At 34.8% G+C, this 12,624-nt stretch carries 11 protein-coding genes, 2 pseudogenes and 1 riboswitch; of the genes and pseudogenes, 1 reads left to right on the plus strand and 12 read right to left on the minus strand.

The genetic code is table 11. From position 1 onward, the window contains the following. Positions 1 to 97: 97 nt before the first annotated feature. Both FB379_RS02890 and FB379_RS02895 read right to left on the minus strand, forming a co-directional pair. Entirely contained in the window at positions 98 to 1,423 is a 1,326-nt protein-coding gene (locus tag FB379_RS02890) for a hemolysin family protein (protein WP_144596926.1), read from the minus strand. Between the two features lie 106 nt (positions 1,424 to 1,529). Further along, positions 1,530 to 1,955, minus strand: coding sequence for a MerR family transcriptional regulator (locus FB379_RS02895; protein WP_066250348.1), 426 nt, complete (start codon positions 1,953 to 1,955; stop codon positions 1,530 to 1,532). 530 nt (positions 1,956 to 2,485) lie between these two features. Here FB379_RS02895 and FB379_RS02900 point away from each other — a divergent pair. Further along, on the plus strand, positions 2,486 to 2,893 hold the full coding sequence (locus FB379_RS02900; protein WP_144596928.1) for a hypothetical protein: 408 nt from the start codon (positions 2,486 to 2,488) through the stop codon (positions 2,891 to 2,893). A 761-nt stretch (positions 2,894 to 3,654) separates the two neighbouring features. On the opposite strand, the gene FB379_RS02905 is transcribed toward FB379_RS02900, so the two are convergent. The 10 genes and pseudogenes from FB379_RS02905 to FB379_RS02950 all read right to left on the minus strand — a co-directional run bounded on the left by FB379_RS02905 (position 3,655) and on the right by FB379_RS02950 (position 12,420). Further along, positions 3,655 to 5,490, minus strand: coding sequence for an APC family permease (locus FB379_RS02905; RefSeq protein WP_144596930.1), 1,836 nt, complete (start codon positions 5,488 to 5,490; stop codon positions 3,655 to 3,657). A gap of 144 nt (positions 5,491 to 5,634) precedes the next feature. Continuing rightward, positions 5,635 to 5,778: riboswitch (cyclic di-AMP (ydaO/yuaA leader) on the minus strand. A 344-nt stretch (positions 5,779 to 6,122) separates the two neighbouring features. After that, on the minus strand, positions 6,123 to 6,497 hold the full coding sequence (locus FB379_RS02910) for an immunity 22 family protein (RefSeq protein ID WP_063386469.1): 375 nt from the start codon (positions 6,495 to 6,497) through the stop codon (positions 6,123 to 6,125). A gap of 526 nt (positions 6,498 to 7,023) precedes the next feature. Next, a pseudogene (locus FB379_RS02915) lies at positions 7,024 to 8,191 on the minus strand (IS3 family transposase). A gap of 463 nt (positions 8,192 to 8,654) precedes the next feature. After that, entirely contained in the window at positions 8,655 to 9,188 is a 534-nt protein-coding gene (locus FB379_RS02920) for a hypothetical protein (protein ID WP_144596932.1), read from the minus strand. 12 nt (positions 9,189 to 9,200) lie between these two features. Continuing rightward, on the minus strand, positions 9,201 to 9,404 hold the full coding sequence (locus FB379_RS02925) for a hypothetical protein (protein WP_144596934.1): 204 nt from the start codon (positions 9,402 to 9,404) through the stop codon (positions 9,201 to 9,203). Between the two features lie 182 nt (positions 9,405 to 9,586). Then, positions 9,587 to 10,050: pseudogene (locus FB379_RS02930) on the minus strand (transposase); the annotation flags it as partial. A 33-nt stretch (positions 10,051 to 10,083) separates the two neighbouring features. Further along, positions 10,084 to 10,332, minus strand: coding sequence for a MafI family immunity protein (locus tag FB379_RS02935; protein WP_144596935.1), 249 nt, complete (start codon positions 10,330 to 10,332; stop codon positions 10,084 to 10,086). A gap of 315 nt (positions 10,333 to 10,647) precedes the next feature. After that, positions 10,648 to 10,806, minus strand: a complete 159-nt coding sequence (locus FB379_RS18695; protein WP_235600496.1) for a hypothetical protein — start codon at positions 10,804 to 10,806, stop codon at positions 10,648 to 10,650. A 195-nt stretch (positions 10,807 to 11,001) separates the two neighbouring features. Further along, on the minus strand, positions 11,002 to 11,418 hold the full coding sequence (locus FB379_RS02945) for an immunity 70 family protein (RefSeq protein ID WP_144596937.1): 417 nt from the start codon (positions 11,416 to 11,418) through the stop codon (positions 11,002 to 11,004). Between the two features lie 495 nt (positions 11,419 to 11,913). Next, the gene (locus FB379_RS02950; RefSeq protein ID WP_144596939.1) at positions 11,914 to 12,420 is read right to left on the minus strand and encodes a hypothetical protein; all 507 of its coding nucleotides are present in this window, start codon (positions 12,418 to 12,420) and stop codon (positions 11,914 to 11,916) included. Positions 12,421 to 12,624: the final 204 nt, after the last annotated feature.

Genomic DNA, 12,624 nt, shown 5'->3' on the forward strand with positions numbered 1-12,624 from the left:
TACAGTATTCCCCTGTGGGTTGAAATATCGAAGCCTTTTGGCAGACTTTTTTTGTATTCTGCTAGCGGGGGGATCTTGTCGCCAAGTCTTATTATGATTAATCTTCTACTAGAACTGGCGAGCCTTTATCAATTTTAGTAATCTCAATCGTTTTAATATGGTTCCCGGCCATTTCCACTACGTGAAAGGTGTACGGTCCAAATTCAATACTTTCCCCTTGTTTAATATCATAACGCTCAGTTAACATCCATCCGCCAAGTGTATCTACATCCGTTTCTTCAATTTTCAACCCTAACCAATCATTTATCTCGCTAATTAAGATGCGGCCATCAACTAAGGCTCGATCATGATTTATTTGTTGGATGATGGGTTTTTTATCTTCATCAAATTCATCTTGAATCTCACCGACAATTTCTTCAAGAATATCTTCAACGGTGACCAAACCGGATGTACCGCCATATTCATCATATAAAATTGCCATGTGTATTCGTTCTTTTTGCATTTTCAGCAACAGATCATGGATTGGAATGGATTCAATGACTTGAATAATTGGACGGACAAAATCATCTATGGATTTTTCGGTATTTAAGCTATCGTGAGAGGAGATTTCTGTAAATACTTCTTTGATGTTGATAAGGCCAATAACATGATCTTTATCTCCGTCAATTACCGGATATCTTGTAAATTTTTCTTTTTTGATGATTTCCAAGTTTTCTTTAATGGTTTTATTTTTATCAAGTGCAACAATTTCCGTTCGGGGAACCATGATTTCTTTTGCGATCCGGTCATCAAACGTGAAGATGTTATTCACATATTTGTATTCCGTTTGGTTAATCTCGCCGCTTTTGTAGCTTTCAGATAAAATAAGCCGCAGCTCTTCCTCTGAGTGTGCAAGCTCATGTTCGGAAGCTGGTTTTAAGCCAAATAAACGGATAATGCCCCTTGCAGAACCGTTTAATGCCCAAATAAATGGATACATGATTTTATAAAACAAAACTAAGGGTCTTGCTGTTAATAATGTAATAGCTTCTGCCTTTTGAATGGCTACCGTTTTCGGAGCCAATTCTCCAATAACGACATGTAAAAATGTAATCGCAGCGAAAGAAATTCCAAATGACAGTATATTAGACACATATGGGGAAAAATTCATTTTTTCAAAAACGGGGTGAAGAAGATGCTCAACAGTCGGTTCTCCTAGCCAGCCTAAACCTAATGCTGTTATGGTGATTCCAAGCTGGCACGCTGATAAATATTCGTCCAAATTGGAGATGATTTTTTTAGCTACAACAGCATTTTTATTTCCTTCCGAGATAAGCTGATCAATTCTTGAAGATCGGACTTTTACAATGGCGAATTCAGAAGCGACGAAAAATGCTGTGAAACCAATTAACACAGCAACCATAAATAAATTAAATATTTCCAAACTACGGCCGTTCCCCTATAAAAAGGAACGACTTACACCTCCCAATAACGAAATGTCAACAGTAATTATGCTTTTTTCACTATTCCCTTGTATAGATCTCTCTTTATCATCCTAAAAACATGATTAATGATTGTAATAATGCCATCGTCTGTGGAGACAATTGATTCGAAATCTTTTTCTTACACTCATCATCCAATTTGCTTAAAAGATCATGAATTTCTTTAATTTCATCCTCCAATAATTTCATATGTTCAGCAATTGTTTTGGCTTGTTTAAGAATAAGTTCTTCCTCGGCTGCTGTTTTTTTTCTATGCAACTCTAACCTCTCTTTTATCATGTCTAATGAATAATTCAGTTTTTTGTAATGGTCAATTAATTTTAAATCCTCAAGAGCAGATGAATCATAATATCGATAATTCGATTTGGACCGTTCTGCTTTAAGCAAGCCTAGTTTTGTATAATAATCGATTGTTCTTTTAGAAACATTTGCTATACTTGCTAGTTCACCAATTTTATAGACGACCCCATCCATCTATACCCCCTTTTAACCCTTTTAATAAGATCATATTATAATCAAACTGTACAGTCAAACGTTATACTTTGATCTTCACAAAATTGTAAATTTTTACACAATTATTCTTCTGATCAGACTTACATTACACAAAATTCTTGAAGGTACCTTTCATAGCCTCCTCAAAGAAGAGTACATTTATCTGAATCAATTCCGTACGCGAAAAAAGCGACACAAGCCATTGTCGAGTATATTGAATGCTTTGACACATTCCGCCCTTCGCTATGTATCGCCATGTGAATTTGAGGCTGCTTATTACGCCAAAGATAGAAAAATATTTGCCTAAGTTCAGCTATTTCTCTCAGTTTAACGTGTCCATTCCGTCGACATAATTCTATCAAAATACATAATTGTAAATATTTGTATTATAATTATATTATCCTAAGGTTGCTCAAAGTGCTTAATTTTATACTTATCTTCGGGATATATATTTTTAAAATTTACTAGATTGACAATTACTATGAATAATATAAAGGAGTGGAATCAAAAAAATGATAATTAGTAGAGAACTAAAATCTAATTCACTTGAAATTTGGAAAATTGAAATACCGGACATAGAAAGTACAAATTTTTTGATTATTGAAGATAAAAAGAGGCCAAGTACATTGAAGGACTATTCTTGGCTTAGTGAAACAGATAAGCAATTTTTTGAGCCGAGAGAAAACTATATAAAGGTTCAATTTATTTCAAATAAAAATATAGAGGAATTAAACTTAGAACATAGTGAAATAGCAGCGTTAACCGAAAATTTATTAGGTCATGTAGCACAAGCATATTGTAGTTGGAACTTAGATTTTTTATTTAATATAAATCCAGATGATTATATTCGAGAGGTATTAGAAACATATGGGATTGATAGAGCTGATATTTCAAAATTTAAATATCTTTCCCAGGACTAAAAATCAATTTTAATGGGTTATTTCAATATTCTTTGGCTTCATCACTTCATTACCTCTGTAAATTGGAGAACCCTATACTTGGATATATTGGGGTTTATTGAAAAAAATGATGACGAAAATAAAATTACAGATGAACAATTACAGACTTTGATAAAATCAGAAGAAATAATGAGTCCTATCTTTTACGGAAACGAAGAGAATCAATAGACTTTATTGTATCGAAAAAGAAAATATGGTTAACGATCATGTCATGGAAAGATAAGGTTCTTGGGCTAATCGTTCAGCATCTTTGGGATCTGAAAATACACCAACTTAAACTTATTAAAAGGGCTTTTCATCATGTTTCAGTTGTGATTTCGGCTTTGGCTGTTCTATCTTCTTCAATTTATTATAACTCATCAGCAAAGATGATATGATTACTTACAATTACATTTTGTCTGTGACTAACTATTTAAGTCAGAAGACATAAAAAGTTCCCTTCTAGCTAGATAAAATTTGGTTGGCGAGCCAAAATACTAGGAGGGGCTTTTTTATACCTCGCTTAAAGCTTTCCGAAAACCATACACCGCTGTGCGTATGGTTTTCATTTAATTAATGATCAAAACTGTTATTGAGAGGCACATTATGAATATCCGCCTACAGAATCGATTCGGATAGATGAACGTATGAAAAAAAAGAGGATAAATGCTCTTGAAATTCGAACATATATCCTCGGATTCATATACACTTACAACGCCTAAGCAAGTGCCAAAAGTCAGATGTTATTCTTTTAAATGGTACGGAAGCGTAGCAATGACGATGTCTTTTTTCAGGATCAAAAAGAATCTTAAAAAGATCGCTGTTTGGTTATGAAGTAAAGTATGCCACCATTTTTTCACAATAAATTGCGGCATTAAAATAGTTATGGTTGCTCCTTTTGTTTCTTTTTCTACTTTATTAATGTAATCCAATAATGGAGAAAGGATTGTCCGATAAGGTGAATAAATAATTTTCAGCTCGATATCTGGATACAACTTATACCATTTGTCGCGTATTTTCTGTTCTTCTTCTTCGGCAAAAACAATTGTAATGGCTGTAATATCGTCTGAAATACTTTTTGCATATTGTACAGATTGATCAACGACTTTACTAATGCCTGAAATCGGGATGATCACCTTCGGAGACACAATTTCTTTTGTTTCAGTCCGATCACTTTTATCCAATTTTAATTGCTGTGCTAATGTTTCATAATGAGCATGAATTTTGTTAAACAAGACAACGATTAATGGAATGGCTACAATCACTAACCATGCACCGTGTGTAAATTTCGCTATAACGGTAATGATCGTTACTAATCCTGTAGCAATTGTTCCAGTGATAATGATCAACAATGTGGCCATATTGCTTTTCGATTTTTCTTTCCATATTTTTTTAATCATACCGTATTGACCGATCGTAAAGGAAAGAAATACTCCGACTGCATACAGCGGGATCAGAGAATGTGTTTTACCATGGAATACGATAATTAAAATGATCGCTAAAATACTTAAGAGAATAATTCCATTGGAAAACACCAAACGATCTCCGCGCGCTGCTAAACTTCTCGGCAAATAACGGTCAGTAGCTATAATCGAAACAAGCTGCGGAAATCCGGCAAAACTTGTATTCGCAGCTAATACTAAAATTAACATGGTGATCATCTGAAAAATATAAAATAATATGCTATTGCCAAAGACGTGACTTCCAATTTGAGAAATGACAGTCTTATGTTCGGCTGGAGTCACTCCGAAGCCTGTACTTAAAATTGTAATACCTAGAAACATGATGCCTAACAGTAAGGACATCCATCCCATTGTAATTGCAGCATTTTTGGAACTGTTAGGTCTAAACGATGGCACACCGTTGCTAATGGCTTCCACTCCTGTCATTGCTGAACAACCGGATGAAAAAGCCCTTAATAAAATAAACACGCCGTATCCACTAGCGAAGAAATGTTCAGGTGTAGCGTGATTTGCATAATTAAAACCATGCCATCCTTCATTATATAATTTCCATCCTCCTGCAATAATGAGAACTAGTACTGAAATAATAAATAAATAGGTTGGATAGGCAAATACAGTGGCTGATTCGGTAATTCCCCGCAAATTTAAAATCATGAGCAATAATACAAGAGCGACGGCTATTTCCACTTTCCAAGTAAGCAAGGCTGGAAAAGCAGAAGTAAGAGCCGCAACGGCTGAGCTAATACTAACCGCAACCGTAAGAACATAATCAATCATTAATGCTGCGCCTGCTACTAGGCTTGTGGTGGTATTGATGTGGTCTCTTGCCACTACATAAGCTCCGCCTCCTGATGGGAAGGCATAAATGATTTGTCTATAGGATAAAGTCACAATGACTAAAAGCCCTACAATCGCCAAAGCTATGGGTAAGGAATAAAAAAACACGCTGGTTCCTAATATCATCAATACTAATAATATTTCTTCTGTTGCATACGCAACGGAAGACAATGCATCCGAAGAAAATACCGCCAATGCTTTCCATTTTGGTAATTTTTCATGTTTCAATCGTTTCGTTTCCATTGGCGAACCGATGAATAACCGTTTCAAATAAGCCATTTTCAAGATTCCTTCTTTCTTAAAAGTATTAGGCTTTTTCCTCTCTTATAGCTTGATGAACTGTATGGACTTTTATGTGCATCTTCATAAACATAAAAAACCACTGAGGATGCACTCAGTGGCCAAAAAGACATCATTCAACTTACATCCCTCCCAAAACGCTTACGAGGTTAGCTGTCGGATTAGGACTATGAGAGTAGCCCCTCCTTTTTCAAGGATTCACCCCAAGTAACAAAACGTTACAAAATGGTTCCCCCGCTCCTTAAAAGGATTCAGCGATTTAATCATATTCAATTTTACAGAAATTATCTTACTCAGTTTATGAAAAGTTGTAAAGAGACAAATAATCGTTGCCATGTAAATGGGTAAGGCGTTAAAACTTTTATATCGCCCTGATTTTTAAACAATTATTATATATTTTTAAACAGTTTTATTATTCGTGTACAAAATTATCTAGTTTTGTAAAAAATTTTGATTAAATTTACTGAATAAAACATCAATGCTTCTTTCAAAGTTCCGTAGGTTATGAGTATAGGCTGTATCAATGGTGGTTTATTTGGCACTCACCCCTCTTATAAAATAAAAAAAGAAACCTTGAAAGAGTGTCGAACACTCATTCAAGGTGTTTATAATTACTTATATTGTACGGTTCCTAAAAATCTAAACTGATTTTTTTCATTGACATTTCCATTATATTGAAAGTTATAAAGTAAAATAACTGAGTTCGCTTCTTGATTTAAACGCTCACCGCAAAGCTCTATAAATTTTGGAATTATCTCCTCATCATAAGAAAAACCTTCAAGTAGAACACGTAAATCATTCGATGGTTCATCATAGAATTCTACTTCTCTAAAATCTTCATTATAGTAATCAATGTTAAAGTCTTTTTCAAATTCGGAAGGTAGTAAATCTCCATCTTCTGTATAACTATTCAAAATATAGTTTTGAAGATCCTTATATGACTTAGAGTTGCCAATAAATAATGATACAAATCCTTCCTTTTCCATATACTTCATACTCCTCCTTAGCTTTTTTACGGTCTAAGACCTTCCGGTAAAGATTCCACTCCACCTTCTAGTCTATAATTAGCCCAACTTTGGAGTCGTCTCTTAAATGTTGCATAATCTGGTGAAGAATCAATAATCTCTAACAATTCATTATGGGCTTTCGTAGAACCCTTCCCGCCATGAACTCCTTTTGGATTAACAAACTTCACATCTTCTATAGCAGTTCTTAATTCCTTAATTTGTTCTGCTGTTACACCCCACCGTTTAAAAGTAGGAGCTCGAGATACTAAATGCCACTCATGAAATCCACCTGGATGTCTAAGTCTACTTTCAATGGCTTTTCTTAACCTAGGGTCAGACCATACTTTATCAAACTCATCAGGAGCTAGTGAATTAAACCATCTATTAAATTCACCATTCTTTACAGATGGAACTGAATTAAGATTAACAGTACCCTTAGGAAATTATAAAAATGTGGTGTTATGTCAAGAAAACGGACACGTTAAACAGAGAGAAATAGCTGAATTTAGGCAGCTACTTTTCTCTGGTTAGCGTAATATGCAGCTTCAAATTCACATGGCGATACATAGCCAAGGGCTGAATGACTTCTTTTGCGGTTGTAGAAGCATTCGATGTACTCAAAAACGGCTTGTTTCGCTTCTTTTCGCGTGCGGAATCGATTCAGATAAATACACTCTTTCTTGATGAGGCTATGAAACGACTCCATACAAGCATTGTCGTAACAGTTCCCACGTCTCGACATGCTCACTTGAAAATGATGTTCCTGTAAAAGTTGCTGATAGTCATTCGAAGCATATTGGCTCCCACGATCCGAATGATGAATCACTCGTCCCGTTGGTTTTTCGCTGTTTAGAGCCCGTTGTAACGCTTTGATGACTAACTCTTTCGTCATTCGTGTATCGATATACCATCCTACAATCTTACGAGTATATAAACCATGATACTCGCTAAATACAACCAGCCTTCGTCGGTAGGAATGTACGTAATATCTGCCATCCATATTTCATTCGGAGCCGTTGCTTGGAAGTTCTGTTTCAATAGATTAGCATATACGTTGTAAGGATGGTTACTGTTCGTAGTGGCTTTGAATTTACGGACGGTAATGGATCTCAAGCCTTCTTCGCTCATGATGCGAGCGACCGTCTTTTGAGACACACGAATCCCTTGTTTGCGTAGTTCTTGCGTAATTTTCGGACTGCCGTAAATCTTACGGGACTTTAGATACTCATTTCGAATTTGTTGAGTGAGTTGTTCTTTTCGTTCTTTCTGTTTGCTTTTCGCACGCTTGAGCCAGTCGTAATACCCACTTCTTGAAACACCGAAAACTTGGCACATCTTCACAACAAGAAATTCATTACGGTGTTGAAAAATGAAGGCGTAAATTACTTCTGGTTTCTGGTGAAGATGCCTAACGCCTTTTTTAGGATCGCTAATTCCTCCTCCAACTCTTGATTGCGACGGCGTAACTCGATGATTTCTTGATTTTGTGGCTTGATGTTGCCTGAACCTACAAAACTTGTTCCATTGCTTTCTTTGTATTCTTTGACCCAATGATGAAGAGTGTTGTAAGCCAAACCTAACTCTTTTGCCACTTGGGCGATGGACTTGTCCCCCTCCAAGCATAACTCAACCGCTTGAATCTTGTATTCTTGATCAAATGTTCTCTTTTTCATGATTGGACACCTCGAACCTATTGTAATTAAGTTTATTATAATCTCCCTGTTCTCCGTGTCCAATTTTTAGACTAACATCAATACAATGGGACATTGAAGTGATGGTCGTGAACAGTGTTAACAGGAGAGAGAGTTTTACACATTTTAACATTAACATTTGATTAGATAAAAAAACCCCAGACGAGCCTTGAGTACTCGTTTTGGGGTAGTATTGTTAGTCTTCATCATCAAATAACAATTCATCCATTCTTTCTCTCTTCAGCAATTTGTCGTGACAACTCGAAACTATTCATAAAATGCTCAAGAGGTAACTCCTTCATTCATCGTCATTATGCTCATAGAGTTTAAAATTTACTTTATCTTTTAAAAACTCCAAAACTAATGCTCTCATTGTCTTCTTTGTTCAAATAATCTACAACCATTAAAGTCTCTTGCTTAATGCCAATCCAAGTATAATTTCTTTTTAATAACTATCTTCAAATAGGCAATGAAATACTGTTACCTTTTCCTCTCTAAGTTCTAACGAAATATTAGGTACTTCTATTTCTAATAAGCTTTTTTCAAGAACTTCTATCCCCTCATTCTCTAAAAATTTCAAAATATCTTTGCCGATTTGTTCTGTTTCTTCATCGAATGGCTGGTATTGTTCTTGCATTTCAATCTCTCCATCAACATATTCATACCTAACATATTTTATTGCTGCAAATGGAGCAATTGCCGAAATATAAACCAATAATCCGTTTAAATAAGTGTGTTCTCTGATATATGCTCTAAATTCATCCGTACCAATTTTTATCTTAGGATGGATCGAAGGCATAATATATAATGTGAAACATTTTGAATAATTAAAATCTGTTAAATTCTCAACGTTTATTCCTTTTATTTCATGAGTGATTTTATTAGCCCAAACATTAGTATCGACATAATTCAATAAAACATATCCAAAATCACCATGGTGATATAATTGTTCAATTGTATTTAATACATTTTGTTTCATGATATACCTCCGTTATTTTACTGGGTAACCATGGATGTTTCTTTTTTTATCCATATGAACTTTTACTCTAGTTTCTCCATTCACCCCAATTGGTTTGTGAAAGTCATAAATTTTAACACTACCATCTGGCTTAACTACAGTTCCCTTTACCCATGCTTCTTGAGTCAATTTAACTCCATCTTCTCCTTCTGCCCATTGAGTTTTCTTACCAGGCATACTATCAGGATGACCTAAAACATGCTTTCCTTACTTACCAGCATCTACTTTTGGTGCTCCCGGAACGCCTGCGTCCACAGTCCCTTGGCTTGGTAGCTTAACAGTTTTACCCGTACCCTTAGGAAATTATAAAAATGTACTTTATAAACGGGTGGCAGTTTCACTAACCACCACCCATTATATCAACTGACTTTCCGTTCAGGCATGATATAAGCGGTCTTGTGTTTCATCATACCATAGATAATATTGACAAGTCCTCTCATAATGCAAATAAGCGCTTGTTGTTTGGTTTTACCTTCTGCTAGCTTTTTCTGATAATACTCGTAAAACACAGGATTTCGAGGAGTTTTACTGCCTTTACAAATATGTATTTTTTGAACAGCCAAGTTATAAAAGATAGTGTATAATTTCCTGTTTCCTTTCCGCCCGAACCCATTCTGACAGGGGCTATACCTGCGTATCTTGCGAGTTTGTCAGAATGAAAGAAACGATGAATATCCCCGATTTCTGCAATGAAAGCGGATGCGGTCACCGTATTAATGCCTGGCATCGTTTCAAGCTGCATCCCTAATGGCTTGATAAGTGCTTTTAACTCTTTATCCACTTTTTTGATTTCTTGCTTCTTAAAGCAAAATGATGTTATGACTAGAAATATACTTTTCTCTAAAGACAAGCATATTTACCTAATTTGTTTACTTATTCCTTCCCAAAGTGATTTGTCCATTTCCATGTATATTCCAGCTTCTTCGATTTTGCCAAAAATATCTTTATCAATAGTGATATCCTCTTGTTCAATTACACCGCATATTGTTTCTAGAGCTAATCCCCACTCTTCATGTTCTATAAACTCTAAAATGTCTTTTTCATCTTTCAATGGAAGATTAGTAATATTTCTTACTATTTCTTTTAAAAGAATATTTAAATTCATAAAATCGCCCTCCTAAAATTAGTTATTTAATAGGGAATGCAGTTATTATATCTTTTCCATCTGTAATTACCTTTATTTTAATTCCATCCCTAATTCCTATAACCTCATATCTTTGGACACTCTTAACAACTCTCCCCTCTTCCATTTTAGTGTAGGGTCGGTAGCTATATCTGATACATTGTGCATTACTCTTTCCGCACTCCAGTTTTTAGGGTTTCCAGTTCCAGGCATAAATGCCCACCACCTGTTTTATCTCCGTAAAGTATATGCTTTGTTCGTTTTTTACTAGCTATATTTACAAAATTAGCTTTTCCCTTACCCTTCCCAACCATCCCCAATTTTGCCAACCATGTTCATCGTAGTTTCTTTTACTTCTTCCTTAGCTTTGCTCATCCACATGCGGGGCGCCGGCCGACTCCTGCCAAGGCCGGCTGCCATTGGACAGACAGAACGCTGGCGAGAAGGTCTTCTCATTGCTTCTTGAACGAGTGTATCGTTTAGATAATCAGCCTTAAAATAAAAGGGGCTGTCTAATAAGTCGATTTTCCGGCTTATAGACGCCCCTTTAATGTTTTAGAAACGTTGATATATCAATGCTTATGATGTTTCGTTTTCAATGGATTTTGACTTTCTGGACAACCCCTATCAAAAATCATAGTTTAAACTTTCTTAAATACTTTCTATTTCAATGTCTGACTTTATTTTTAAAGCTTTATTTAATGCTTTTTGTAAAATAGTTATTAAATCTTCCCCATCACTTGTAACAAAATAGTTAGATAAGTCTGTAATTTCATCACTTATATTATCTCCCCATGGAGGTGTTTTTGAAAGGTCTTCGATATCCCAAACGACTTGTGATGGACTGTAATTTTTCAAACTTTCTTGTATTTCATCTATTTCTTTAATAACATCTTTAATATATTTATACTCAAGTTTACCATTATATAGTTTGTTTAATAAAAGAGGATACTTTGTTCCCCAACCATTTGGCTCTAAATGATAGCTTACTGTTGAAAAAAACGAATGTAAAAAATCACCATGACCAATTGAATACCAGTAATATTTTACTTTCAAACCTACAGCCAATTCTGTCACCTCACTCATTAGTTTTAAATCTAATATTTACTTTACCATTTGTTTTTTTCATTATTCTATCATACAAATCATCTAGTATTTCTTCCGATACGTTTTGTCCCCGTATATCGATAATAACAGTTTGTTTAGTACCTCTCGGCAAATCACTTAATCGTTTTTCAACTTAGGTAGAAAGTACAATATAATAAAAATAATGTGTCCGTTTAGTATCGTCACAGTCAGTTAAAAGTTTATACCCTCTTTCTCGCCGCGAGAATGCGTTCGCACGTGTTTCAAAGCATACTCGCGAAGGGTATTAGTGTTGTTAATAGTTTCACCATGCATCACAGCCAAACTCATAGTAGGCGGAACCATTATGAAGTCTGAATTAAAATGTTGGTAAAAACGATATATAAATTTTCTCGTAATTGCACTTTATTATTTGATACATCTGTTAGTTTTAAAATAAAAACCTTGAAAGGCATAAAGCCAATCAAGGTTTGATTCTTATTCACTATGAACTTCAAAACAAAAATATCCAAAAGCTAAATCTTCGTCTTTTAATTGCATTTTTCTTTTAGCAATATCAAATAACCTCGGTAAAAGCGTATCTAAATAATTACGATATTTTTCTAATGATAGCTTAAAACTCTCTACATCATTGTGTTGACATAGTGGATATAGTATTTTCCCCATCTCAAATTGCTCAGTAGACACACTTGGATAATGTGCATCCAGGCAATCTAAAATATGTTCTTTCAGTTCTTTCTCATCGAACTGTTCCCTACATTCCAAATAAAACATATATTCATCGAATTCAATCTGCATATTTGCCTTTTCATTAATATAAAATGGATTAATTCTTAAATATTCTGTCGTTGAATTGGATTCAATTATTTTTTCTAAAATAATTTTTAAATCTGTAATTGTTGGATAAAGCCTATATTTTCCGCTGTGATATGTTGTATATTCATAGACTATCTCGTTAATTTTGCCTTCTTTTTTTATTATCATGAAATCACCTCCTAATTTAGAAAACGTAGGGTCAAATACTGTAAATTAGCACACTATTTTAGAACCACTTTTTTCAAATTATTTTGGACTAAAATCGGAAATACCTCGCAAAATGTTTGCGAATTCTCTCCGATTTTGCACGCTTTTTCCGATTGTTTGCGCACTATTTCAGACGAGAATCGTAAAACCAAAAGGAGCCGTTCG

The organism is Aeribacillus composti, from assembly GCF_007827555.1.
GTDB classification, from domain to species: Bacteria; Bacillota; Bacilli; order Bacillales; family Aeribacillaceae; genus Aeribacillus; species Aeribacillus composti.

Bases quoted from the DNA above. Each gene is read 5' to 3' on its own strand.
- FB379_RS02905 (WP_144596930.1), bottom strand. From the start codon at position 5,490: ATGGCTTATTTGAAACGGTTATTCATCGGTTCGCCAATGGAAACGAAA.
- FB379_RS02895 (WP_066250348.1), bottom strand. From the start codon at position 1,955: ATGGATGGGGTCGTCTATAAAATTGGTGAACTAGCAAGTATAGCAAAT.
- FB379_RS02910 (WP_063386469.1), bottom strand. From the start codon at position 6,497: ATGGAAAAGGAAGGATTTGTATCATTATTTATTGGCAACTCTAAGTCA.
- FB379_RS02925 (WP_144596934.1), bottom strand. From the start codon at position 9,404: ATGCCTGGTAAGAAAACTCAATGGGCAGAAGGAGAAGATGGAGTTAAA.
- FB379_RS02935 (WP_144596935.1), bottom strand. From the start codon at position 10,332: ATGAATTTAAATATTCTTTTAAAAGAAATAGTAAGAAATATTACTAAT.
- FB379_RS18695 (WP_235600496.1), bottom strand. From the start codon at position 10,806: ATGAGAAGACCTTCTCGCCAGCGTTCTGTCTGTCCAATGGCAGCCGGC.
- FB379_RS02900 (WP_144596928.1), top strand. From the start codon at position 2,486: ATGATAATTAGTAGAGAACTAAAATCTAATTCACTTGAAATTTGGAAA.
- FB379_RS02950 (WP_144596939.1), bottom strand. From the start codon at position 12,420: ATGATAATAAAAAAAGAAGGCAAAATTAACGAGATAGTCTATGAATAT.
- FB379_RS02920 (WP_144596932.1), bottom strand. From the start codon at position 9,188: ATGAAACAAAATGTATTAAATACAATTGAACAATTATATCACCATGGT.